The following is a 25,214-nucleotide window of genomic DNA, read 5'->3' on the forward strand; positions in this document are numbered from 1 at the left end:
ACTGTTTTTGGCGGCTCCGCCTGTAGTCACGCAATTATTCGAAAATTAATACAAAAAATCATATACGTTCAGCTTGCCCTCTGTCAATTCCAGAGCAAAAACGAACAACCCCACAAGCCTGTCCAACAGGCGATCAGGCGACACTTCTCCGCGCTGCCAGCCTGGGCTTGTCCGCGCTGCTTCAGTAAGCTATCTGCCAAAACGTTACTTCCGCTTTCGCCTTTTCGCCCGCCTGGACCGTTTGCTGCAGCAAAGCCCGCTCACGGCTCCCCCGCTGCCATATGTGTTCGTCTCGCTGTGCCCGTTGATGACATTCACGACATTGCCGCTGTTTTCGCCGCCGGAGCCGGAAAACGTTTTGCTCACGCTTTTCGGAGAGTTGTTGGCCGTATCACCGAAATTGATGGTACCCGAGTTGTTCGTAATTTGCACGTTTCCTACAAATGTCGCCAACCCGCTCCCTCCTTCCCGCGTTCGCCGTGGACTACTTATACAGTATGTACGGCAAAACGCGCCTGATTAGACGATGGTTGATAGGTCGGTGCCACAAAAAAGCCTCCCGTATGGCAGACGCCGCGCAGGAGACTTCTCTTCTGCTTTTCCGTGCGCTTTATTGCGCGGTGTAGCCGCCGTCCACCAGCAGGCTTGTCCCTGTCACAAACGACGCATCGTCGCTGGCGAGGAACAGAACCGCCTTGGCTACTTCCTCCGGCTTGCCGAGGCGTCCCATCGGATGCAGCGAGCGGAGCCGTCGAGGATGAGCGCCGATTTTGCCTTTACCAGCTTGTTTTCGTAGCGGAAATCATGCTCGGAAAAGTTGACGACGACTTGCAGGTCATCCCCGTACGCTGCCTTTTGCACCAGCCTGTCTGCGGTCAGCACGGCAAAATCGGTCATCGGGCGCTGCACCGCTTTTTGATGGAACGGCGCCCAGACTTGCAGATGCTGCCTGATGTTTTCGTGGTGTGCCTCCCAGACCCGACTGTTCAGATGGTAGAGCGGCGGCACGTTGTAGAGCAGCTCATAGAGCATGCGTGTGCCGACCTCGCTTTTGATCTTCAGGCTGTCCCACTCCCAATGGTGGCTGGTGATGACCGAATCGTTGTACACCAGCTTGAACAACGGCAGCGAGTACGCGGGGTCGATGTAGACGTGCCGATACTCGTCCTTGATCGGCACCTGCTTGGCGTAGCGCTCGGGAATGTCTCCTGCCGGGGCCCAGTAACCGCCCACGTAGTACGGGCTTGCTTTGTTCTCGCGCATGTCCGGGTCAGCCCAGCGGATGACAGGCGTTTCGATACCGTGCGCGTAGGCGATGCTTCTGCTGGCGAAATCGTTGCCCGTCTCCGAGCCGATAACCATGTGCCACTCGTCGCGAATGTAGTCCATCCGCGCCAACTTTGCCTGCATATCCTCTGCCTGTGTCGTTGGATGTTCCGGGGAGTAGTCGTCGTGGAACTCCCCCGCCGCGTCCACGTCAATGAACCAGGAATTGAAGGCCACGCCGTTGCCCATGATCTCGTTCATCCGCTGTTTGACGCTCGGCAGCGACAAGGTCGGGTTCAACAGCCTGCCCCGCTGCAGGAAGCCGCCTTTTTTCTCCCCGTTTTTCTTTTCTATCGTCGCGTTTTCATACAAGCTTTTGTCCGCGAAAATAGCCGTGTTCCAGTCCGGGTTTTCTTCCTTGTGGATCGAGTGGTAAGAATCGTACGTCGCAATCAGATAGCCCGCATCGTTTGCCTGCTGGATGAACGCAGGCTTCATGTAAGCGGCTGTCCAGTCCGGCAAGCCGATCCAGGCACGAGCGATGCCCGCTGCCTTCATTTTTTCCAGCAACCGTGTGGAATCGCTGTCTGCCCATTGCTCGACAGCGGGGACGGCATCCTGCAAGACGCTTTTCAGCAGCCGCTTGTTCAACTCGTACAACTCGACTTCGTTAAGCTGCTTCACGCCTTTTTGGATCAGCGCTTTCGCTTTTGGATCGTCGACGCGGGCGAACAACTGCGGATCGTAAAAGTCGCGGGAGCGCAGCGCGTAGTTGAGGCCGTCCACTATCGCCTTGCGCTGGTACGGCGCGATGTAATCCTGCTGCTGGATTTCCCGCAGTTGCGCGATGGCCTCCTGCCCGTCCTCCTTGTTGCCAGCCAAAAGCTGCACGAGCCAGTCCGTAAAGCCGTCGCCAAGCTGCTTTTTTAAGCGCGTCCCACTGCACATCGTCCTCGCTCAAAAACGTTTTGTTCCACAAATAAAAGTGCGGTGCGCCGTACAGCTTTTCCACGTTCGGGTTTGCCGCCGCCTTTTGCGCCAGAGTAGCGAACTCGCCCTGCTGCTGGATGACGTGTTTGTACAGTCCGGCGATCTGGACCGGATCGTTTTGCGTGACATACAGCCGGAAGCTGTACGACTTGTCATGGTTGATCGTCGGAAACTCATGCGTGAATCGCAGCGAAATCTCCGGGTCCACGGCAAAATCGAGCGTGTTGTTGAACATGTTGTCCACCATGTAAAAGATCGCGTACTTCTCATGGTTCAGCGCAAAAAAACGCATGGAAAACGATTCGCTAAAGGTCAGGCTCTCCTCCCGCAAAAACGACTGCCAGACTTTGTCGCCTGCCGGAATCCATTTGCCTTCGCCGAGCGGCAGCATGTAAGCAGGAGCCTTCACAAGCGGCCAGGAAAAGCTCTCTGTCCCCGTCGAGGTCAGGGTGATTTGCAAGTGATCGGCCGCTTGCCTGATCCGCACCTGCAGCTTGTCGTCCGGATAGCTCCAGCTCACTTCCTGTTCGCTTTTTTGCAACTGCTCGACGCGTCGCGCCGGCAGCGGCTCTGACGCACGCTCCCGGCTGCCGCCGCTCTCCACAAACAGCTCGAACGTCTCCGGCTTCACCTCGAAGGAGAAGGGCAGCGCTTGCTTTGGCGCCGCGAGCTGCTGCCCGGTTTCGATTAGCGGTTGATTGGTTTGCGGCTGGTTTTGCGCCGCACTGTCGCAGCCGCTCATGACAAGCAGCAGCAAAGCGAGAACGATTCTTTTCATAATTTCCCTCCACAATCGAATGACTATATACCTCGTATTACGATGTTTATGAGCGCAAGAAGCGTAGAGAAAAGCAGCAACCTCTTCTCCCGCGATCTTCTTGCGCTGGCAGGCAGCAAAGGCTCGACCGCCATCCCCTTTTTCTGCTCATGAAAGCGTGGAAAACGACTTGTCCGCTTCTCTGCTCCGCTGCCTGTACACAAATGCCGCGCCCGCCCGGAACAGTCCGTATCCACACAGGCCGCCCAGCACGTTGAGCAGCAGGTCGTCGACATCGAAGCTGCCCAAAGCAAGCCAAAACTGCAAAAACTCAATCGCCAGACTGGCGAACAACGCCGTGAAAAACACGCGGTGCCTATTTCGGAACGACGCAAACAACAACGGCAGCAGCAGCCCGAGCGGCATGAACAGCGCGATGTTGCCAAGCAGGTTGTACGCGATCGTATAGGCGCTGTAATGCTCGTAGTGGAACACGTAGTCGAATAGCGTGCGCATCGGCTTCGTATTTTGAAAAATATACGTGTACTCCGGGGCGCCGTGCCGCAGCATCCGCTCCTTCCATTCGAGCGTGAACCGTCTGCGGTGCCACCTGTCCGGCGAGAGCAGCAGCAAATAGCTGCAAGCCGCTACATAGAGGCCGAACAAAGCCAGCACCCATTTGCGCACGTACTTGTCGATGAGCGGCATGGACGCAGCAAGCTGGCTTTTCAGCTCAGCCACAGGGCCAAAGCGCTGGATAGCGAGCGCAGCCGCTTCCTGCTCCGCATAGCCCTCCTCCATCAACTCTTGCTTCATGCTCGTCACATGATCGAGCAACTCGTCCTTCACGTCCTGCTTTTCCCGCCTGGAGCAGGGCAAACCATTGACGACTTGATCGACGTATTCTTCCAGTTTCACGGTCCTACTCACTTCCCTCGTTGCAGAGCGCAACCAGCCGCGTCAGACTCTGCCAGTCTTTCATCTTGTCTGCCAAAAGCTTTTGCCCCTCCCTGGTGATGCGGTAATACTTGCGGCGACCGCCTTCCTTCGACTCGCCCCAGTACGATTCCACGGCCTTCTGGTTCTCCAGCCGCTTCAAAGCCGGGTACAGCGTCCCTTCCCCGATTTCATAGACTTCCTCGCTTTTCTCGCGGATCTTTTTCGCCAGCTCATAGCCGTATTGATCCTTTTGCGCAATCAGCGAGAGCAGCAGAAGATCAATGCTCCCTTTCAGCAACTCCTTGTTCACAGTAACAACTCCTTCCAAGCCTGAGTAGAGAGTAGCACATTATACATCGTGTTACAAGGTAGTTGAAAAAGAAAAACGACAACATTTATTGATCCTAAATTACTATTGGCAAAAATAAAATAGGTAATATAGACTATTTTCGACAAGCACTTCCATAGATCGACAGGATGGTTCAGAAAATTCCTCCTTGCTCCACAACTAGAATACAGGTCCGAAGAACCGGGCAGAAGGAAGATGTCCCGAGCAGCACACGCGAGTCGCCTTTCATTTTGTGACTTCATTCTCTCAAACAGGAGGAATACACATGCTTGCTACCCTTCCACACTATGCTCTACATACGGTTCTCTTGGCTCATTTTGTCATCGGTGCGTTATTTTTATATTCCGAATACAAGTTTTTGAGTAAAATAAAAGCCTCGGAGAAATAGACAAAAAGGAGTATGGCGCGAAGTGAAATCTTTTTTTCGCCAATGGTTTTCTCGTAAAAACAAGACCGAAGAAGAGCCCAAGTACAAGCAACTGGATTCCGACCTCATCAAAGCCACCCGCTACGACTTGGAGTCGCAACACCTTTACATCCAGTTTCACGACGGCCGCGAATTTGTCTACTGCAAAGTCTCCCCTTATGCCTACAACGCCTTCCTGAATGCCGATTCGTTCAGTGAGCATTTTCACTCGTTTATTAGCCAACGCTATTTGCACTACCAGGTCATGTAATTCAAGCCGTGGGCCGGGCACGCAACAGCCCTCCGGGAGCCTCCAGAGGGCTGCTTTGTTATTTCAACGCCCGCTGCAAAAAGGCGCGCGTCCGCTCGTGCTGCGCATTCGTAAACAGCTCTTCCGGCGTTCCCGACTCGACAAATTCTCCATTATCCATAAACATAATCCGGCTCGCTACTTCTCTTGCAAAGCCCATCTCATGCGTGACCACCATCATCGTCATATGCTCGGAGGCAAGCTGTTTGATGACCTGGAGCACTTCGCCCGTCAGTTCGGGATCGAGCGCAGACGTCGGTTCGTCGAACAGCAAAATGTCCGGGTTCATCATGAGCGCTCTGGCAATCGCCACGCGCTGCTTTTGGCCGCCTGACAGCTTGGCGGGATAGACGTTTGCCTTGTCTGATAGCCCGACCTTCTCCAGCAACTCCCCGCTTCGCGCGCGAATGACGTTTTCCGGCTCCCCCTTGACCACCTGCGGCGCAATCTCCAGATTTTCGCGCACGGTCAGATGCGGAAACAAGTTGAAGTGCTGGAACACCATCCCCATCTTCCCCGTGATCCGCTTGATCTGCTGGCTGGAGCTGTAGACGCCGTCTTTCACCAGAAAGTCATCCGCGACACGGATGCTCCCGCCATTTACCTGCTCCAGATAGACCAGGCTGCGCAGCATCGTGCTTTTTCCCGAACCGGACGGGCCAATCACTGCGACCACATCGTTCTTTTGAATCTCAAACGAGACATCTTTCAAAACTTCCAGCTCGCCAAACGATTTTTTCAGATTGCTTACTTGAATGATCGCCATTTCACGCCAGTCCTTTATTCGAATTTAAATCTTTTTTCCAGCCATTTAAAGAACAGAGTCAACAAGAGGGTCATCAGCAAATAGATGACGCCCGCGATAAAAAAGGGAACGATCGTAAAGTCCCGGTTCACAGCCGTTTGCGCGTAATGCAACAGCTCAGGCACTGCGACCGCATAGAGCAGCGCCGTATCCTTCACAAGCGTGATCGATTCGTTCGACACGGCGGGCAGCGCTACGCGAAACATTTGCGGCAAAATGATTTTGGTCGTCGTCTGCCATTTGCTAAAGCCGAGCACTTGTGCCGCCTCGTACTGGCCTTTGTCGATGGACAACAGCCCGCCCCGGAAAATTTCCGCAAAGTAGGCCGCGTAGTTCAACACAAAGCCTACGCAGGCAGCGACAAAGCGATCCATCACCAAATATTCGCCAATACCGGGCAATAGCGGCAGCCCGAAGCAAATAAACAGCAGTTGCAAAAGCAGCGGTGTCCCGCGCATCACGTACACGTACGTGTGTGCCAGCCACGCCAGCGGCTTTACGCTGCTTTTTGCCATTAACGTAATGAGAAAGCCCAACGGGATCGAGAGCACGATGGCGATCAAAAACAGCAGGATCGTCATCTGCGCTCCTTCCAGCATCGGTTTTGTAATCGAAAGGATGTAGTCTGCGCTCATATTTCATGCTCCTATGTGGATTAGGCAGGCTTTGGCTTTCCTGGCAGGAGCCTGACCTTGTTTTTTCGTCGTGACATAAGCGTGGCTTCGCCCATCTTCCTGGCGAAGCCATCGTTTCTTTCATTATTTCAATACGCGATCCTCGCCAAACCATTTTTCCGAGATTTTCGCGGCGGTTCCATCCTGATTGAGCGCGTCGAGCGCCTTTTGCAGCTCGTTCAGCAGCGCTTCGTTGCCTTTTTTCACCCCTACGCCGTACTCTTCAGGAGACAACGATTCGTCCAACAATTTGAACGTTCCCTGATCTTTGGTCATGTAGTAATCCGCCACGACCTGGTCGATGACCACGGCATCGACGCGGCCGATTTTCAGGTCGCTCAAAGCCAGTACGTTGTCCGGGAACTCCGTGATCGTCTTCACCTGGTTTTTCAGCTCGCTTGCATTCAGAGCGTCAGCGGCAGAGGACAGCTTTTGCAGCCCGACAACTTTGCCAGACAAATCCGCGAGCTTCGTCATATCGGAATTGGCCAGCGTCACGACGACCTGCGCGTTTTTCAAGTACGGCTTCGTGAACAGCACTTTTTGTTTGCGCTCATCCGTAATCGTGTATCCGTTCCAGATCAGATCAATCCGGCCGCTGTTCAATTCAGATTCTTTGGAACCCCAGTCGATAGGCTGAAACTCGACCTGCTTGCCCATCTTTTCGCCAGCGGCGCGAGCGTAGTCGATATCGAAGCCGACCAGCTCGTTTTTCTCATCGCGGAAGCCCATTGGCGCAAATTTGTCGTCGATTCCGATAATCAGTTTATTGGCGTCAGCGCCTGTTTTCTCGCTGGAGCAGCCCACTACCAGTGAAAAGACAGCTCCGAAAAGCAGTGACAGCAAAGCAAATTTTTTCATCGTGATTCTCCCCCTAGTTCGGCTAGTCTCTATTTGTTTTTACTCTGATAAAGTGGTAATACGTTAACAAGGTATCATGATAGCACATCATCCAAAAAGAGTCGAGACTTTAGCAAAGAAAAGCGCACAGGAAAAGCATTCCTAAACAAAAAACGCCGGATTCCCCAGCGTTTTGCCTGTTCGCGCGCGAGACGGGCTTGCAGGCGCTTTCGTCCTGCAGCCGATCAGCAGATGCACGTCTTTCTTTTTTGGCCGATCTTGCCGCGCTCTTCGATTTTTTTGATAGACTCCGTCGCCAACGGGACCTTGCACGCCGTCTGGCCTACATCCACCTGGACTTTTCCGATCGCTTCCGCTGTCTGCACCGCTTCCGCATGCAGTTCCGTGACAGACGCGCCAACCGCGATGACAAACTGGTTCATGACATAGCGTACCCGGTTTCTTTCCTGATGGATCGTCTGCTTCACCCGCGCAAGCAAGGCGCTGATTTCCGCCAGGTCGAGCTGCTCGTCAGGCGTGATCGACAAGTAGTTGGCGTACGTGCTCCAGCCGCAAGCTGCAATCATCTCCTCCTCCGCTTCGATCCACTCCCGTGCCAGCTCCAGGGCGAACGAGCTTTCGGCGGCAACACCCGCAACCGTGTACTCGGCCAGCATGTACCAGTACGCCTGCCTGACCCAGCTTTGCAGTTGTTCCTTCGTCACCGTCTGCGGGTCGATCGCCAGGCCCGCCAAATACATCGCGTCGTGATTGCCCGTCTCGTACAACGCTTGCACCAGCTTTTGATCGCGCTTGACTGCCTTCACCAGCTTTTTCATGTCGCCGATTCGCACGCCAAAAAACGGCTCCCTGGCGCCATGGCGCATGAACGTCTTCTTCGTCTGCTCCGTGCCCAACGCTTCCAACTGTTGCATGACTTCTTCCACGGTCATTCGCGTCCGCCTCCCTTTTTTCCTAGTTTACCCATTTCCCGGCTGCTTTCTCCCTGCTACAAGAGCGGGAAAAGGTAGCGCAAGATCATGATCGAAACCATCCCGACGACAACCGTGCCCAGCAGGCTGCGGGTCACGATCGCAACCAGAAACGTCGGAATCGCCGCCAATAGCTCGACATTGGCTAGTAGCGACAACTTTCCCTCCTGCAAAAACAGCTCCTGCCCGACCAGTGCAGCCATGACCGCGATCGGCACGTAATGCAGCCAGCGGACGCCCCACGCGGGAAGCTCCATGCGCGACAGCACCATCAAGGGCAGCACCCGCGGCAAAAACGTGACCAGCGCACTGCCTACAATAATGAGGAAGATATCCCATCTCACTTCCATCTTTCGATCACCATCCCGATTGTCGATGCGCACAGCGTAGCTACGATGACGCCAAGGTTGCCCGGATACAAGACAGACACGCCTACAGCAATGACGACTGCGCTGATGGCGACGACGATATCGAGCCGGATTTGCTTGCGGCTCATCATCGCCAGCACCAGCAAGCCGATAAACATCGCCGGCAGAGCGAAATCAAGGCCCAACTGCTCGGGATTGGCGATCCACTGTCCGAAATAGGCTCCCGCCAAATTGGCCGCAATCCAGTTCAGGTAAGCCGTCACATTCAAACCGTGCATCCATTTTTCGTCGATCTGCTTGCGCTTCGCCGCCTCGTTGATCGCAACCCCGAACGTCTCGTCTGTCAGAAGCGAACCGACGAGCATGTTCCGAAACGCCGTCAGATGGCGGAAGTAGGGCGACAGAGCCGCGCTTAGCAAAATATGCCGCAAATTCACAAACAAAATCGTAATGATAATTCCCATCGCCGAGCTTCCTGCGGCAATCATGCCCGCAGCAATAAACTGCGCCGAGCCTGCGTACAGCAAAATGCTCATCAAGGCAATTTCCATGATGCTCAGCCCAGCGGTCTTTTCCAGCACACCTGCCGCAAACCCGATGCTCAAATACCCGAGCAAGGTTGGAATGCAATCCTTGACCCCCTGCATGAAGCTTCCCTGCTCACCCGCGTTCGACAATGCTTCTACTTGCAGTTGTTCTCGCCCCACTGCTTCTCCCTCACTCTCTCTTTATTTCACTCCGGCTTGCGCGCTTGCCTCCTGCTTCGCTCCGCTTACTTGAATCTCTTCCCGGTGACCACCTGGTACAAGTCCGGCTTGCTGCGCCAGAGCGCTTCGACCTTATCCGGGCCGAGCACCTTTGTCACTTCCGCAAACATAATATCGTGGCGAATGTACTCGACAGCGACCAGAACGAGCGCCGGATCCTTCGTCTTGACCGCCCAGGCAGCCGTATTTGGCGTGAAGTTGGCGATCAGCACTTCCTCCAGATCACGCGCGACGATTGTAAGATGCCCGCCCATCCGTTCCTCGGCCACATCAGGCGCCATATAGTCATGGTGATACGTCGTCCCTACGCGCGTCTCTTGCTGTCCAAACAAAACGGTAAAGACGGAAATCCCTTCTTCGGTTCGTCTGTCCACCGCCTCCTGGATAAAAGGCACCTGAGGCTCCCAGATCGACAGCCACACTTCCTCGCCAGCCTGCTCGATCATTTGCCTCATTTCCATGAGCACCAGCTCGTCACCGCTAATTCGCCGAATGACGTCGATCTCTTGCTCGGACTCTAAGGCCGACAAGTTTTTTTCCAAATAGTCGAAGGACGCTTCGAACTGCCCGCGCAGCCTGCGGACCAGCTCTCTTGCTGGCAGCGGCGCATACGTGACAGGCTCGGAAGGCACGGTGTAAACAGCCCCTTTGTCAACGAGCTTGCCCACGACTTCGTAAATCATGGAGCGCGGCACGCCAGAGCGTTTGCTGATTTCGTATCCGGTGATCGGAGAGTGCTTGAGCAGACTGATGTAAGCCTTGCACTCGTACTGGGAAAATCCGAGCTTTTGCAATTCCTTGTATATGTCTTCCATCCCGACCTCTTAGTAGTTAGTTTTATACTCACTATAGGTTCAGGTTCGTTCCTTTGTCAATGTGCTTTTCCCGGCACAAGCGAAAATAAAAAAAACCCTCCGTGAACGAGGGCCTTTTTGGCAAGCAAGCAGCCTAAGCGAGATCGCGCACTTTAATGTAAGAAACGTTTCTTACATTAATCACGATGTCATCGTATTGCAGCCACCCATCCTTTTGGTTGGCGACCATTTGGATGATTTCTTCCGGCTCGGTTGTCTCGATCTTAACCAGCTCGCCACCGGAAAAGTGAAACTCAATCGTTTTGGCCTGACTCATTTTCGCATCCCTCCTGTTCTTTCTAGTTATCGGACGGATGGTAAATTTTTGTTACGCATCAGGCGCAAGTAGCTGAGTCGGCCATTGGCAAAAGTCCCGGCACAACCTGACTATGTTCCTATCTTTTCTCTGTTTTTCCTCGCATCTTTCTCTGTCCAAACTACCAATTTGGAGCCGACTATTTATGAACAATCGGTTACTTTACCCTACCAAAACTTGACAAGATTGTTTCTCTTGGATTATATTTTGCATAATTCGACACTTCTATACATTTTTCGCAAATGAATGACAAAGGCAAAGTCATCGAAAGGTGGCGACGCAAAACCACGGGTCTAAAGTCTTTGACCATGACAGCCGGGTTGCCATACATCATGAGCATAGCAGGAAGATGATGGTGACTTTGGGCTGTTTCCGCATGGGGAATGGCCTTTTTTATGCTCACATGGAAGAAAGGAGGCGCCATTTTATCGATCAACACTAGACTTGTACATGAAAAAACAAAGAGAGAGAAAAATGGAGTGGAGTATTATGTACAAACTGGTTGATTCAGCACAATCTTTGGCACTTTTCCATCAAATCAAGGAAAGTGTCTGGACCTCAATGGGCTTCGAGATGGAATACGCCAAAGATGGTTCCGACGTCTATCTTTTGTTGTCGGATGAGGACGAACCAGGCGGGACTTTTGAATTTACACCACATGAAAAATCTTCTGCTTATCTGCAAAATTTGTTTCAGGATGTTTTGACGAGCGATATGAAAGTTGTCGAAGTGGACAGTTTCGCTGTCTTGCCCAAGTTCCGCGGAAAGCTGGGACGATGGGGAGTTGCCCTCATGATCGATTATGCAGAAAAACACGGATATACGCATGCAGTCGGTTTGGCAGATCCGGCTTTTTTTCAGTTGATTAACCGTAAATACAACGTCAGAGCGACGCAAGTGAAAGAGATGGTCTTCTACAAAGGGGCGAATGCCATTCCGACCGTCTTCCACCTGCAAGAAGCCTATTTGAACAAGGACAAGCCCGAATTTGCCTGGTATCAAGAGCTTTGCAAACAAATAAAAGTTGAGGTTAGCTGACATGGAACTCTTACAAAGAAGAAATAACTGGGTGGTCATTGTTTTTGCGAGCATCATTACCATCGTCCAGATCGTGAACCTCATCATGGGGGTTCCGTTCTCCTTCGTTTTAACCGTGCTGGGGATTTTGTACGGGGTGCTCGCACCTTTTGCCTACCTTTCCAACCGGCCAGCCTGGCGGGACAAGATGGCTCCCTTCATGAAGTTTTTCAACTTCGCTGTCATCGGCATTTTCATGTTCGTCATCGTGGGACTCGATCCTTGGCTGGTCAACATCATGACGATCATGTTCTTCGTCGCGGTCATGGGCATTTATCAGGACAAACTGATTAACATCTTGACCATCATCGCAGCCATGGGGATCGTCACCTACTATTTCCTGACGAACGGCGAAGCGATTTTCTACACGTCCGATCCTGTTCATTTGATGTACTACTTGCTGGCCTTCTGCTTCGTATCGGCGACAAGCATGATGCACGCAGTTTTCAACAACAAGCTGCAGCGGGAAAGCGAGGAGCAAAAGCAGCAAGCGATCGCCTCCAAAGAGTCGCTGCAGCGCATTTTGGACCAGATCAACGAATCGCTCAACTCCGTCCAGGAATATCAGGAGAATTTGAACAAGGTTACAGATGGCGTCAACGTCCGCGCGGTGGAGACAGTGGCTGCCCTTCAGGAGATCATGCGCTCCTTCTCGATCCAGACCGACAACACCAACGAGTTGCGCCGCGAGATGGGCACGACCAACCTCCAGGTAGAGGACATGACCCGCTCCGTGACCGAAATGCACGAATACGTAGAATCGACCAAAGAAGCGACCAATGAAAGCGGCAAGCGCATCAGCAACATCGGCAACGACTTCGAGCGCTTTATCAAGGACATTCAAGGCACGAACAAGCTGATCCAAGAGCTGAACAAAGAAACGGAATCCATTGAAAAAATCATCCAAACGATTTCGGAAATTTCGGCACAGACCAACCTGCTGGCGCTCAATGCGACCATCGAGGCTTCCCGTGCAGGCGAGCATGGTCGCGGCTTTGCCGTCGTAGCGGACGAGGTGCGCAAGCTGGCCGAATCTTCCAAGCTGTCCTCCGAATCAATCTCTACCTTGTTGATGACGATTCGCGAAAAAATGAAGCTCGTCTCCGACATGATCTCCGAGTCCCAACTGTCGTTTGAGAAAAACAGCGAAGGGATCATGGAGGTTCAGGAAATGTTTACGAACGTGGACAACTACATGCACAACTTCGCCGAGAAAACGAAAAATCTGCAAGAGTTCATCGTCCACGTCCACAGCATGATTCAGGAAGTCAACGCCAAAGTCGAGGTCAACGCAGACATCACCGACAAAAACAAGGAAAGCCTCGAAGAAGTCCTCGTGCTCGTCTCCGAGCAAAAAGAGGAAATCGTCAAAGTATCCGGTGGCTTCGAAAAGATCGAGCAACAAATTCGCGGTTTGAATACGTAAGCAGCAAAGCTGGCTGGATTTTTATGCAACTGCCCTCTCTTTTGTAGAGGGCGGTTTTTTTGCGTGCATGTCTGGATAATTGTGGAATCGGCGAGATTTTTTTATAAAATTCATTTTTCTACATAGCATGTCCCGCCTGTATCGCTTATAATACACATGGAATTTTTACAGTTCTCTTCCATCGTGAATCGATCCAACGCAAAGAGAGGCCTAAGCCATATGCCTGTTTTTCATCGTTTTCCAACGAGCCAGGGGAAAAAGATTGGTTTGACTACCCTTTTGACGGGTCTTGTTTCCTTGTCCATTCTGTTGACGCTGACGATTCTTCTCGTAGCCTCGTATCAATCGAAAAAGAAGTCGCTGATTGATACGACTCTCACTCTTAACTATTCGAGCGCAAGCAAAATGAGCCAAATGATCGACTCCCTGTTCCTATCCATGCGCAGCAGCCTGCGCTATTCCGCCACCGTTTTAATCGACCATCCCTCACGGACGCAACAAGAAGCCATCGAACATCTGGAGATTCTTCGCAAAAGCGGCAACTACTTCAACTCGCTTACTGTCGTAGATGAAACCGGAACGGTTCGCAGTGTGTCCCCGCCATCGCTCGGCACTGTCGGACAGAAGCTTACGACCAGGGAAGCGCAATACGCACTGGCATTGAAAAAGCCTTACATCTCATCGCCCTACATTTCCAAAAAGTACAAGCGCCTCCTGCTGTTTATGAGCGAACCGATCTTTGACAAGGACGGACAGTATCGCGGATTCGTCGGGGGAACGATCTATTTGCAGGATCACAACATTTTGAACATGATTATCGGCAACCCGGAGATAGATACGAGCGGCTCGTCTTATTCGATTGTCGGCTCGAATGGACAGTTGCTGTTCCATCCGGACAAACAGCAGATCGGCCAGAACATCCAGTCCAATCCCGTCGTACGAAAGCTGCTCGCGGGCAACAACGGCTACGACCAGATGTTGAGCATCAACGGCGATCACCTGCTGGCCGGGTATGCGCAAGTTCCGGCAAACGGCTGGGGAGTCATCGTCACTTCGCCGATGGAACTCGTTTACAACGAGCTGCACAGCCAGGTGCGAATGATGCTGCTCTACTTGCTGCCTCCGTCTCTGTTCCTGCTTCTGATTGTGATTCAGCTCGCCCACAAGCTGGCCAGACCTTTTGTCCACCTAGCCGATCTGATGAGCAAAATGGGCTCGGAAAGAGTCGAGCTGCCCCCGGACAAGCACCATTGGAACCGGGAGGCCGATTTATTGACCAAAGCATTCCGGACAGCGGCCAAAAAAATCAAAGAGAAAACCGACCGCTTGACCCACGAAGCAACCACCGACGTGCTCACAGGGCTTGCGAACCGCCGTTCCGTCGAAGAGATTTTGCAAACGTGGACGAAAGAGAAAAAGAACTTTTCCATCCTCCTGCTGGACATCGATCACTTCAAGCACGTCAACGACACCTTCGGCCATCCGGTCGGCGATGAAGTCTTGAAGCAGTTTGCGGAAATCATGAAAAGCTGTGTGCGAAAAAGCGACATTTGCGGCCGTTTCGGCGGCGAAGAATTCATCGCCCTGCTCCGCAGCGCTTCCAGCACAGAAGCCTTGTCCGTCGCGGAAAAAATCCGAACGCAGATGGAAAGCAGCACAAATCCGACGGGCCAGCCCATCACCGTATCGGTCGGCATCGTCAGCAGCCCGCTCCACGGAGATTCCGCTACACAGCTCATCGAACTGGCCGATCAGGCTTTGTACCAGGCGAAAGAGTCTGGGAGGAACAAGGTTGTAATTGCGAATGAGAAAGGTTGTTGAATAAAGTTTTGTGCGAGAAAAGGGCGACTGCATCTGTTGGGGGTGCAGTCGTTCTTTCTTTCGGGGGGTGTTGGGGAGGTGCTTAATTGTTGGTTGGGTGGGCATGAGTTCGTGTGTTCGTGGCTTTATGCTTTCCCGCCTGTATGTGTTCCTGCCCTCCTGCCTTCACACTCAGCCTCCTGCCTTTCGCAAAATCACGCCAAAATCAGGGCTTGCTTCCTTATTCGTTCGCACTCGATTTTGGCACAACAAACACTTGGGTAGGCCACTCCCCGACCGGCACTTGCCGTATTTGGCTTAATTTTTCGGCATCGAAAACAGATAGCGTCCCTTGCACAAAGTTCGTAACCAACAAATTCGAATCGTCCAAAGCGATCGAGGAAGGCGTTGGCGAATGCAGTTTTGCCTTCTAGTATGCCGCCTTTGATGTACTGCCCGCAATATCAATCGTTTGTGTTGGTTTCCATGAGGATTCTGCTTTGCAAGTGCTGCCGCGTGATTAGTGTGCGAATTTTGCTGGGGCGATTTTTTGTTGGATGCTGGCAGTAGCTGCTCGAGGCTTCAAGGACAGCAGTAGCTGGTGGATTTTCGCTAGGGCCAGTTTTTCGTAGAATGCTGACGGCAGTTGCTCGCGGCTTCAAGGGCTGCGCTAGCCTGATTCGTATTTCGCTAGGTCAAATTTTTTCTTTGGTGCTGGCAGCAGTTGCTCACCGCTCCACTGACCGCGCTAGCAAGCATGAGAAACGCTTATTACCTTGTTTGAGCCAGATATGATTTTTCTATCGCGGTATATCAAACAACCGCAAGAAGATAGTATCCAACAAATGAAAATGGAGTTAATTGCAGTCATCCGCGAGGGACAATCCCCCTTTCGCCTCCAAAGGCGGTACCAGCGTAGGACGTCCATAATGGGTGGACTTTTTGAGACGATCGGTGGAACGCCAATCGCTCATAACAGGGAAAAACGCCCGAATCTGGGGATTCGGACGTGTAGATTATCGGGACTCACTTATGTTTGTATTCGTATCCTTTGGGTTTAGGCGATGGATGTAAAGGTATTATGTTTCCGTTTTTTTCAGTATAAAAGTATCTTACATCGGGTTCATCAGCAAAAATAACTTCTACACTAAAGACCGGAAGCTTCCCAAAAACGCCATCTAGACTAACTATTGTTTTCTCATCGAGATTTTTCTCCGTAATGAGATATTGGCGTACTTGATTTTCTAAGCTTAACAAAGTTCCTTGAACATATATAACTGGAGCAGAGATCATGATTAAGACCAGGAAAACTATAATCATTGTTTTTTTGTTCATTTTCGTTATCCCCCAAAAAATTGGTTGTAAAATGATGCTTTTTTTTCCCTTAAGAGTGAAAGCGATAATGGGCGCCCTACTATCGTTAATCAACTATATAGGAGGAATTTTATATGGCAACTGAAAAACCACAATATCCTGGAACTAACACAGATATGAAGCCAGGAGACGTATTGTACTCGAAAAAAAGCTTTTCGACTTTTTTTGTTGGACACGTGGCAATTGTAGGACCGGACTACGATATCATTCACGTTCATCCAAAAGGACCTTGGTTCGTTGAAGATATCGATTACTATGTATCTCGATTTAGGGACGGCGATAAGATCGAAGTTCTCCGTCCCAGGAGTGGAGCTTCTAAAGCTGCTAAATGGGCAATCAACCATATTGATGACGTAAAGAAATACTACTTCAATATGGACTTGGATAATATTGAGCTTAGTTATTGTTCTAAGTTCATCTGGCAAGCATTTTACTATGGTTATAATCTCGATATTACCGGCATGGGTCTTACCGATCGCAGTAGAGCAACCCATATTTATCCAAATGATGTTCGAGATTCCGATCACCTTGCATCAACAGAAACCATCGACGTTGAGAAGTAAGAAGCTGAAACCTCGCATTAGCGAGGTTTTTTATTTGAGCGCCGATTTAAGATCTCAGTAGTTTAGACGGACTTTAGCGTGCTAACCACGAAGCTTTCCACTAAGCTTTCGAACAAACAGGTATCTGCTTATCAACGTGCAGCACAGGCGGTGCTAACCACGAAGCTTTCCACTAAGCTTTCGAACAAACAGGTATCTGCTTATCAACGTGCAGCACAGGCGGTGCTAACCACGAAGCTTTCCACTAAGCTTTCGAACAAACAGGTATCTGCTTATCAACGTGCAGCACAGGCGGTGCTAACCACGAAGCTTTCCACTAAGCTTTCGAACAAACAGGTATCTGCTTATCAACGTGCAGCACAGGCGGTGCTAACCACGAAGCTTTCCACTAAGCTTTCGAACAAACAGGTATCTGCTTATCAACGTGCAGCACAGGCGGTGCTAACCACGAAGCTTTCCACTAAGCTTTCGAACAAACAGGTATCTGCTTATCAACGTGCAGCACAGGCGGTGCTAACCACGAAGCTTTCCACTAAGCTTTCGAACAAACAGGTATCTGCTTATCAACGTGCAGCACAGGCGGTGCTAACCACGAAGCTTTCCACTAAGCTTTCGAACAAACAGGTATCTGCTTATCAACGTGCAGCACAGGCGGTGCTAACCACGAAGCTTTCCACTAAGCTTTCGAACAAACAGGTATCTGCTTATCAACGTGCAGCACAGGCGGTGCTAACCACGAAGCTTTCCACTAAGCTTTCGAACAAACAGGTATCTGCTTATCAACGTGCAGCACAGGCGGTGCTAACCACGAAGCTTTCCACTAAGCTTTCGAACAAACAGGTATCTGCTTATCAACGTGCAGCACAGGCGGTGCTAACCACGAAGCTTTCCACTAAGCTTTCGAACAAACAGGTATCTGCTTATCAACGTGCAGCACAGGCGGTGCTAACCACGAAGCTTTCCACTAAGCTTTCGAACAAACAGGTATCTGCTTATCAACGTGCAGCACAGGCGGTGCTAACCACGAAGCTTTCCACTAAGCTTTCGAACAAACAGGTATCTGCTTATCAACGTGCAGCACAGGCGGTGCTAACCACGAAGCTTTCCACTAAGCTTTCGAACAAACAGGTATCTGCTTATCAACGTGCAGCACAGGCGGTGCTAACCACGAAGCTTTCCACTAAGCTTTCGAACAAACAGGTAGCAAGCCTTACAGACCCGTTTTTCGAGCAAGCCAAAATTCAATCGCCATTCCTCTTATCCATCGGCTGCCTCTTCCCCTAAAAAACTCTGGAAAGCCTACGCCCACAAAGAGTTCGAGCATCCCCCGGCTTTTTTGACCTGAGAGGATGCTCGCATCATAAAATTCGAAAGCTTAGTGGAAAGTCGTGATTATCCGTGGGAATAGACCTGTGGATGGGCCCATAATGCACACGCACGGATATGTAAGTCGACTTATGGCCTATAGCGTGCGACTGACACCTTTATTTTACTCTTTTTCCACTTTTGTTACAACTAGCTTTCTTCATTCCTTAATAGATAAATTTGGTCAAATCGCGAGGCAGAAACTCCCTGCCAACAGTAGATATCCGCTTGTCCAGTTGATCTCTCGTCACTGGGCCGATTTTTACAAACATGACCTGGTCTTCTCCATGGTGAACCAGCTCCGCCAGGCTTACCTTTAGCTTGGCTTGCTGAATCTCGGTGAGTTGGCACAGAAACACCGAGTACTGGACGTGCTCGCCTTGCCCCTTCATCAGCTTGAATACTTTTCTCCAACGTTTTTGATCGGCAATATCATAGCTTACCAGAACAAATTGTCGCATGGTCATTTCCTACCTTGTCATGAGCGGCGTATATTCCACCAGCTCTCCATCCAGATACCGGGCCAAAAACCTTGCTTCCAGCTCCAGCATACGGCGATAGCTGAGCTTATACCCAAATTGCGGATGCGTCAGCGTCTCGTTCATCCGTCTTTCATAGGCAGCGAAATACGTTTGTCTTCCTGCCTTTTTCAAATAACAACTGTCTTTTCCCCAATAAAAGTCCCCGAGGGTGAGTTCCTCCGTATTCAAGGTACGTATCGCTACGCTATCGGCAATCAAGGCGCGGAACGGTTCCATCAGATCGAGTGCCAAAGCTGGTCTGCCCGGCTCCATCGTATGGAAAAAGCCGAACAGTGGATCGAGTCCGACATTGGCACATGCGGAGTAAACATCCCGTGAAAGAAGCGTATAGCCGAGGGAGAGCAGCGCATTGACCGGATCTTTGGGCGGGCGACGGTTGCGACCGTTCATGATCGCCATACCGTCTACTACTGGGTGCTTTAACATGGTAGGGAAAAACTGCATGTACAACTGTGCTGCACGTCCCTCGATACCTCTCACTATTTCCAGTGATGGCGCCTCCCACGCGCGATCTCTAAGCTCTTTTAACTCTTTTAAAACTGCTTTATCTGGTGAGCCATTGCGGCGCAGCATCGTGCGCTGATTGGAAATTTTCGCATACACGACCCTTCTCGCGATTCCAAGGGCGATCTCCGCGTGCTGAAATTTGATAAACTGCTTGGCTCTTGTTCGAATGTTTTTCGATAAAGGGGGAGTCATTATTCCTGTCAATGTGCCATGCGTAGTCAAGTAGCTGACGTGGACGCCACAGTTCATCAAGGTGTGCAGAAGCTGCGTAGAGCATTGCACATGCCCCATCAAGCTCACGTGAATCAAGTCTTTGATCGGGATTTCGTCTATCTTTTCGCCCCGGCAGGTGATGGTCAAGCTTTCTCCGCTTCTGCCCAGTTTTGCCCCCTGCTCTGTAACATACAGTACCCCGCCATCTGGACGACTGGGCACAATCTTTCTGATGTTTGCGCTCAACCCCAACATGTAATTCGTCTCGTCAGGCATGCATACGTAATTTAACGAGCATCGAAAGCACTTTTTCGACTCCTGCAACGGAGGGGGAATTTCGGCTTCCCGAAGCTGATGAGCTTTTTGAATGCAGGCGTGAGTAGCCGCTATGAGTTCCTGCGAAAAAGGAATGCGAACCTTCTTTTTATTGCCACGGTAGTATAAGTAGCCATAATCGGATTCATATCCATTCGCGCGAAGCAGCAAGCCTTGCGCACACAATTGGATTTGGTCGTTGGGCCAGGCAGAACCGTCCAGCGAATACACGCCTACAGTGAACATCTGCCCGCCTTCTGGCGACGCCGAATGCTTTCCTTCTACCGGAATCCACTGCTTACCTTCTTCCAGACAGACGGCATCCAGCTTTCCCGTAATGCCAAGCACAGGGTCGCCGAGCTGCAAGCTAAACGGAGCGTCCCCCCACATCTCTTCCGGCGCTGCCTTGCTTTTGCGCAGATGTGTCTCTGCACGCTTGTGTTGTGCTGCTCCTTCGACCGTGTCTGCGCTTTCCTCAAACAGCCCCTGCACATGCATAATATGGTACAGTCGCTCACAATACTGAATTTCATTTAGCATGCGGACAGGTATCCAGGACAAGCCATTCACTCTCCTTGCACACCCTTACCGAGCCTTTGTCAAAAACCGTTCCCGCAATTTTCCGTACAGCTTCCTTTTCACCTCGCCCCAAAAATCTTTTTGGGGATACCATACGGATTCGGGAAAAAAGACTCCGCTAGGATCGCGGAACAGTGTACGGTATGTTCCTTTCGCCTCTTCTGCTTCCTCGATGATCTCCTGAAAGTCTTCCAGTTGTTCGGGCGACTCAGACTCTTCTGTAAAGGTTGTTTTACCTTTAAGCTTTGCCTGGCTGTCCCACACATATACATCTTTCCAGGCTGTATCCGATTTTTTCACAAAAAGCCCTTTGCCCAGCTTTGCCTGCACCGATTTTGTCTTGGGAACGAGATACTCTTCCTCGTCTCGGACGATGACGCGGCAGCTAACCTTGAACAGTTCATTGTATCGCTGCCAAAAACGTTTTTGCAGATTGTGCGCCGCGTTAATATCGGCCTGGAGAAACACGACCTCCTTGCTTCCGCTTCCGTCTGTCAAGGTCATGAACAGTTCTCCGCTATCATCCGGGACAATGTCGCCGGGCCTTAGCTGTTTCACTTGTTCTTCCGTCAAAAATTGCTCGTTGACTAACCTCTTCTGCAAGTTCTCAAACCGTCTGCCCTGCAGGTCTTGGCCTCTCACCTTTTTACAACGAATGCCTGGCGTTCCTGTCTTGGCGTAAAAACGAGAGGAATATTCCGCCCGGACATCGCCAATCTGAATCCCGTATGGCTCCGCCTGCATGTGGACGTATTTCGGAATGCTGCGATGCGCCCACTTCATCAAGGTGGAGTTTTCTTTGGTCGAGCGATCCAGGTTAGAACGGTACTGGCTCAGATTTTCAAACAGAATGACCTGGCAAGCCGGGTATTCGGCGCACCACTCTTGTTTCCGCTCGTCGTAAACATACCCCAAGGCAGTCATGACAATGGCGTGACTTAACTGCTTCAGGCGATCCTCTTTGACGTTTTGGATATGGGTCAACAGACGCTGGTGGCTGGTATGGCCTCGCTCAAAGCGATTAACCTCCTGCGGATTCCTCGTCCTGCGGCTCCAGGAAATCAACAGCTTGCGCAAGCCCTCCAATTCTTCTATGTTCCACATGCTCAGACCTGCGATGCCTTTTCGCTCGTCAGCAGCAAAGCGCTTGCGCCATGCCTGAACGGCTTTTCCGACGTATTCCTCTGCTTTTCGGTGTATTTGCACTACCGCTTGTTCCCAGTCCGCTTCGTTTCGAGGCAAAACCTTTGTTAAGTCGCAGACAATCCCCTCCCAAAATGTCCGGTCTGTTTGATCGAGCGGCGACTTTTTCTGCTCAACCGCTTGTTTCAGGCTGTCGAGTTCATCCCAGCGATCTCCATACTGCTTATTTGCCATACGCATGATTTGGGCGAGCACTCTGATTTGAAACTTCACACGTTGGTGTAGCTGGAACCGCTCGTCCCGTTTTTCCATCACCTGTTTTTCTACCTGTTCACCAGGCAACCTGAGCATATAGCTCCGCTGATGGACAGCGACCAGCGGCGTTCCTTCAATCCAGTAGGAAAAATCAGCCGCATTTTTATCGCTACTCTCTTCTACAGAAAAAATAGAAGTCGCTGCAGCCGCGCGCAGCCCAAGGTCTATGCTCATTACACGAAAACCGGATGCCAGCGACTCCACCCCAGCCGAGTGTTGTGGCGAAGCTTTTATCCATTCAACAAGTTGCTCCGACTTATAGGTAGTGACCTTGGGAAACTCGTTGGGGCGACGAATGAGTTGCAGTACTTGTCCATACGGCGCCTGCACGCGGCCATTTTTCACTTCTTGCAAAGGTTCGAAATCAATGACAACGTTAAGGTAAACGCTGCCGATTTCCCCGTCCTCGAAGTTTTTTTCTTCCTTCTCCAAATCGCCCCGCTCCAGTTGTAGCTTTGCTCCCCCCAAGTGTCCGTTAAACGTCGAGCCCGAACCTTTATCCTTGAACTCGATTTTCTGCTTGCCTTTGTCATTTTTCAGCAACTTCACCTGCTGGTAAAACTGCCTGGACAAAGCTAGCTCGACCTCGACGTCTTTCTTTTCCATCCATCCCGATTCGCTTGGCCATATCAACTGACTAAACGTTACAAAACGTCTGCTTCTCGGTTTGTCCGCTTCAGCCGTCAAGTAGTAGTCTTGCAAATTTCCTCCCCGTGCATCGAAGCGCACCCACAATGGATGCTTCCTGGCATTGGGCAACGTCATCGTGGCGCTTTGCTTGGCTTCCTCCAGCCGTTTCGTCAGTTCGTTGCGCGCGACAAAATAATGGATACGCTGCGGATTCCCCTTCCAGATCAGGCGGTTCTTCTCTTCCATCAGATACTGGAAGAAATGAGCATCCCCAAACCGCCCTCTCAGTCGCTGCTGCACACGCTTGAGCGCCTCTTTGTATTGCTCGTGACTGGCACTGGCGGGAAAGGTTGACCATAGCTCGTACAGCTCGTTCCAGCCTTTCATTTGCCGCTTGGTAATCCGATACTTGTCATTGGCAGCGGTCATGTTTTCCCTAAGCTCTCGCTCTCGGTTTTCTTCGTACTGCTCTAGCAAGCTGATCCATTCCTGACCGCCTTCGAGTTGCTCGTTCAGTTGAGCCATTTTTTCTTTCAGCTTGGCATACTCTTCCTGGACACGTTTGTTCCAGCTCTCCCAACTGAGCAGTCTTTCAATCGCTTGTTGAAGCATGTCTCTGTCCCAGGTTCGCACAAACTGATTGGATTGAAGTGGCAACCACGCGATATCTGTTACGGTGTTCGTGTACAGGGGAAAGATCGGTCTAATGCCGTATTCCTCCAAAGTAGTAATCACAGAAGCGGTTGGGTCTTCCTCGCGTCTTTTTTTCCATTTTTCGTAATCCTGTTCCCAGGTTGGGTCGTTCGCTTCTTTTTTCTTCTGCCAAGTGGGTTTTGCCCCTGCCTTCGAAGTACCTTTGCCGCCTTCGCTGTTCGGATCGACGAGCGGGCTGAGAAACTTTCGGCTGATGATCTGGGCGTCGCCACTTTGTCCGACCGAGGAGGGGACAAGCAGTTCATATAGTTGGCGCAAAGCTTCCAGTGCCTTATCTAGCGGAAGCGCTTGCGTATTTTTATCTGCCTGATTTCGTTGTTGCTGTTCGCGTATGTGACAAATCAGTTCTTCCTGTAGTTCTTCTTTTGGCCGTTCACCAGTGCTTTCCTGACGAAAGAGCAGGAGCATTTTCATGTAATAGGCGACGCCTTCATTTAACAACCGATGCGTCCGCCATATTCCTTTTCGGAGGTTTTGCGCTTCCGGGCCTGTGTGGGTTTTTAGTTTTAGTTTTATGCTACGGATTGCCATGACTGGTGCCTCCCGCTTCCCACCTAAACTCGTAACTTCTACGCTTTCGCTTGTCCATGACGTTATTTCCTTTCTTTACTAAGTATGATTTTTGAATTTCAAAAAAAATCGAACATCTATAAGGTATAATATACTATCAATATTAACAGCTATCAATTCTTTATTTAAAAGAGAGTAAATGCTTGTTGCATTTTTCTTCATGTACTATACTTACTAATACGAATTATAGGTTCGTCTAACTTTAGTGCGTGTGCATTGGGTGATTCAAACAATCACTTCTCCACTAGAAGCTTATTACAAAGCTTGCACTTTATTTACAAAGAGAAAAGCCAATGCTCTCCCTTTCCAAATGAAACCAGTTTTCTTTTAATCCATTTTTTGCCTGACTGCTTCTTTTTTGCAAGAAAACGTATCGAGCACCTGTAAACCTCTCACTATGACTATTGAATTTGGTATATATTATTATCAAGAGATCAATGATTTTGAAGTTCACTATAGGTTATTTAATAGAAAGATGCCCCTAACGTAAAGCAGGGGCATCTTTGATGTGTTAATTTTCAAGGTATTTCACCAAGTTTTCGAACGATGAAAAGGAGCATCAAGTTGGACAAGCTGTGCTAACCACGAAGCTTTCCACTAAGCTTTCGAACCTCTGGTGTAAGGCACCACTCTTAGCCGAGTAGTTCAAGTGCTAATCCCGAAGCTTTCCACTAAGCTTTCGAACCAGGCTTTTTGTGCATAGGTCATGCAGTAACCTAATCCGCGTGCTAATCCCGAAGCTTTCCACTAAGCTTTCGAACCAGGCTTTTTGTGCATAGGTCATGCAGTAACCTAATCCGCGTGCTAATCCCGAAGCTTTCCACTAAGCTTTCGAACCAGGCTTTTTGTGCATAGGTCATGCAGTAACCTAATCCGCGTGCTAATCCCGAAGCTTTCCACTAAGCTTTCGAACCAGGCTTTTTGTGCATAGGTCATGCAGTAACCTAATCCGCGTGCTAATCCCGAAGCTTTCCACTAAGCTTTCGAACCAGGCTTTTTGTGCATAGGTCATGCAGTAACCTAATCCGCGTGCTAATCCCGAAGCTTTCCACTAAGCTTTCGAACCAGGCTTTTTGTGCATAGGTCATGCAGTAACCTAATCCGCGTGCTAATCCCGAAGCTTTCCACTAAGCTTTCGAACCAGGCTTTTTGTGCATAGGTCATGCAGTAACCTAATCCGCGTGCTAATCCCGAAGCTTTCCACTAAGCTTTCGAACCAGGCTTTTTGTGCATAGGTCATGCAGTAACCTAATCCGCGTGCTAATCCCGAAGCTTTCCACTAAGCTTTCGAACCAGGCTTTTTGTGCATAGGTCATGCAGTAACCTAATCCGCGTGCTAATCCCGAAGCTTTCCACTAAGCTTTCGAACCAGGCTTTTTGTGCATAGGTCATGCAGTAACCTAATCCGCGTGCTAATCCCGAAGCTTTCCACTAAGCTTTCGAACCAG

General features: G+C 50.7%; 21 protein-coding genes, 2 pseudogenes and 1 riboswitch. Of the genes and pseudogenes, 6 read left to right on the forward strand and 17 right to left on the reverse strand.

All coding sequences use genetic code 11. The annotated features are described in order from the left end of the window. Window positions 1-204 precede the first annotated feature (204 nt). The 5 genes and pseudogenes from M655_RS22155 to M655_RS22180 all read right to left on the reverse strand — a co-directional run bounded on the left by M655_RS22155 (window position 205) and on the right by M655_RS22180 (window position 4,262). Window positions 205-453: a spore germination protein gene (locus tag M655_RS22155; RefSeq protein ID WP_005835243.1), complete on the reverse strand. Its 249-nt coding sequence runs from the start codon at window positions 451-453 to the stop codon at window positions 205-207. Window positions 454-610: 157 nt separating this feature from the next. Beyond that, window positions 611-748 (reverse strand): annotated as a pseudogene (locus M655_RS22160) (SDR family oxidoreductase); the annotation flags it as partial. Further along, a pseudogene (locus tag M655_RS28380) lies at window positions 700-3,034 on the reverse strand (glycoside hydrolase). The pseudogenes M655_RS28380 and M655_RS22160, both read right to left, overlap by 49 nt. A gap of 147 nt (window positions 3,035-3,181) precedes the next feature. Beyond that, complete coding sequence (locus M655_RS22175; protein ID WP_005835247.1) at window positions 3,182-3,931, reverse strand: VanZ family protein; 750 nt, start codon at window positions 3,929-3,931, stop codon at window positions 3,182-3,184. A gap of 4 nt (window positions 3,932-3,935) precedes the next feature. After that, a complete protein-coding gene (locus M655_RS22180) occupies window positions 3,936-4,262 on the reverse strand; it encodes a PadR family transcriptional regulator (RefSeq protein WP_007780697.1) in 327 nt (108 codons plus the stop codon). Window positions 4,263-4,711: 449 nt separating this feature from the next. On the opposite strand from M655_RS22180, the gene M655_RS22185 reads away from it, so the two are divergent. Continuing rightward, complete coding sequence (locus tag M655_RS22185; protein WP_007780706.1) at window positions 4,712-4,978, forward strand: KTSC domain-containing protein; 267 nt, start codon at window positions 4,712-4,714, stop codon at window positions 4,976-4,978. A 58-nt stretch (window positions 4,979-5,036) separates the two neighbouring features. Here the strand turns inward: M655_RS22185 and M655_RS22190 are convergent, their stop codons facing one another. From M655_RS22190 to M655_RS22225, 8 genes are all read right to left on the reverse strand, one after another. Beyond that, the gene (locus M655_RS22190) at window positions 5,037-5,783 is read right to left on the reverse strand and encodes an amino acid ABC transporter ATP-binding protein (protein ID WP_005835253.1); all 747 of its coding nucleotides are present in this window, start codon (window positions 5,781-5,783) and stop codon (window positions 5,037-5,039) included. Window positions 5,784-5,797: 14 nt separating this feature from the next. Continuing rightward, entirely contained in the window at window positions 5,798-6,457 is a 660-nt protein-coding gene (locus M655_RS22195) for an amino acid ABC transporter permease (RefSeq protein WP_005835255.1), read from the reverse strand. A 123-nt stretch (window positions 6,458-6,580) separates the two neighbouring features. Next, on the reverse strand, window positions 6,581-7,357 hold the full coding sequence (locus M655_RS22200) for an amino acid ABC transporter substrate-binding protein (protein ID WP_005835257.1): 777 nt from the start codon (window positions 7,355-7,357) through the stop codon (window positions 6,581-6,583). 224 nt (window positions 7,358-7,581) lie between these two features. Further along, window positions 7,582-8,289: a DNA alkylation repair protein gene (locus tag M655_RS22205; protein ID WP_005835259.1), complete on the reverse strand. Its 708-nt coding sequence runs from the start codon at window positions 8,287-8,289 to the stop codon at window positions 7,582-7,584. 56 nt (window positions 8,290-8,345) lie between these two features. Further along, window positions 8,346-8,678, reverse strand: a complete 333-nt coding sequence (locus M655_RS22210) for an AzlD domain-containing protein (protein WP_007780718.1) — start codon at window positions 8,676-8,678, stop codon at window positions 8,346-8,348. Beyond that, window positions 8,669-9,343, reverse strand: coding sequence for an AzlC family ABC transporter permease (locus tag M655_RS22215; protein WP_005835263.1), 675 nt, complete (start codon window positions 9,341-9,343; stop codon window positions 8,669-8,671). The genes M655_RS22210 and M655_RS22215 overlap by 10 nt, the downstream gene beginning before the upstream one ends. Before the next feature lie 125 nt (window positions 9,344-9,468). After that, window positions 9,469-10,278: a TrmB family transcriptional regulator gene (locus tag M655_RS22220; protein WP_005835265.1), complete on the reverse strand. Its 810-nt coding sequence runs from the start codon at window positions 10,276-10,278 to the stop codon at window positions 9,469-9,471. A gap of 133 nt (window positions 10,279-10,411) precedes the next feature. Beyond that, the gene (locus M655_RS22225) at window positions 10,412-10,594 is read right to left on the reverse strand and encodes a hypothetical protein (protein ID WP_005835267.1); all 183 of its coding nucleotides are present in this window, start codon (window positions 10,592-10,594) and stop codon (window positions 10,412-10,414) included. Window positions 10,595-10,877: 283 nt separating this feature from the next. Further along, a riboswitch (cyclic di-GMP riboswitch) is annotated at window positions 10,878-10,961 on the forward strand. Between the two features lie 161 nt (window positions 10,962-11,122). Here M655_RS22225 and M655_RS22230 point away from each other — a divergent pair. The 3 genes from M655_RS22230 (at window position 11,123) to M655_RS22240 (ending at window position 14,957) form a co-directional block, all read left to right on the forward strand. Then, window positions 11,123-11,671: a GNAT family N-acetyltransferase gene (locus tag M655_RS22230; RefSeq protein WP_005835270.1), complete on the forward strand. Its 549-nt coding sequence runs from the start codon at window positions 11,123-11,125 to the stop codon at window positions 11,669-11,671. Between the two features lies 1 nt (window position 11,672). Beyond that, window positions 11,673-13,136 carry a methyl-accepting chemotaxis protein gene (locus M655_RS22235; RefSeq protein ID WP_007780729.1) on the forward strand — a complete coding sequence of 488 codons (1,464 nt, stop codon included), beginning with the start codon at window positions 11,673-11,675 and terminating at the stop codon, window positions 13,134-13,136. A 219-nt stretch (window positions 13,137-13,355) separates the two neighbouring features. Beyond that, window positions 13,356-14,957: a sensor domain-containing diguanylate cyclase gene (locus tag M655_RS22240; RefSeq protein ID WP_005835274.1), complete on the forward strand. Its 1,602-nt coding sequence runs from the start codon at window positions 13,356-13,358 to the stop codon at window positions 14,955-14,957. 1,005 nt (window positions 14,958-15,962) lie between these two features. On the opposite strand, the gene M655_RS22245 is transcribed toward M655_RS22240, so the two are convergent. Continuing rightward, window positions 15,963-16,271 (reverse strand): DUF3139 domain-containing protein, encoded by a 309-nt coding sequence (locus tag M655_RS22245; RefSeq protein ID WP_007780736.1) that lies wholly within the window; start codon window positions 16,269-16,271, stop codon window positions 15,963-15,965. 113 nt (window positions 16,272-16,384) lie between these two features. On the opposite strand from M655_RS22245, the gene M655_RS22250 reads away from it, so the two are divergent. Together M655_RS22250 and M655_RS22255 are read left to right on the forward strand one after the other, a co-directional pair. Beyond that, window positions 16,385-16,873 carry a C40 family peptidase gene (locus M655_RS22250; RefSeq protein WP_286085890.1) on the forward strand — a complete coding sequence of 163 codons (489 nt, stop codon included), beginning with the start codon at window positions 16,385-16,387 and terminating at the stop codon, window positions 16,871-16,873. 78 nt (window positions 16,874-16,951) lie between these two features. Continuing rightward, window positions 16,952-18,157, forward strand: a complete 1,206-nt coding sequence (locus M655_RS22255) for a hypothetical protein (protein WP_286085891.1) — start codon at window positions 16,952-16,954, stop codon at window positions 18,155-18,157. 248 nt (window positions 18,158-18,405) lie between these two features. Here the strand turns inward: M655_RS22255 and cas2 are convergent, their stop codons facing one another. Genes cas2 through cas12b form a run of 3 tightly spaced genes read right to left on the reverse strand, consistent with a single transcriptional unit; the run spans window position 18,406 to window position 23,727 of the window. Next, window positions 18,406-18,699, reverse strand: a complete 294-nt coding sequence (gene cas2 / locus M655_RS22260) for a CRISPR-associated endonuclease Cas2 (protein ID WP_005836160.1) — start codon at window positions 18,697-18,699, stop codon at window positions 18,406-18,408. A 9-nt stretch (window positions 18,700-18,708) separates the two neighbouring features. Next, window positions 18,709-20,376 carry a CRISPR-associated endonuclease Cas4g/Cas1g gene (gene cas4g/cas1g / locus M655_RS22265; RefSeq protein ID WP_152344123.1) on the reverse strand — a complete coding sequence of 556 codons (1,668 nt, stop codon included), beginning with the start codon at window positions 20,374-20,376 and terminating at the stop codon, window positions 18,709-18,711. Window positions 20,377-20,400: 24 nt separating this feature from the next. Next, a complete protein-coding gene (gene cas12b, locus M655_RS22270) occupies window positions 20,401-23,727 on the reverse strand; it encodes a type V CRISPR-associated protein Cas12b (protein ID WP_026557978.1) in 3,327 nt (1,108 codons plus the stop codon). Window positions 23,728-25,214: the final 1,487 nt, after the last annotated feature.

Source organism: Brevibacillus sp. NSP2.1, from assembly GCF_000470975.2.
GTDB classification, from domain to species: domain Bacteria; phylum Bacillota; class Bacilli; order Brevibacillales; family Brevibacillaceae; genus Brevibacillus; species Brevibacillus agri.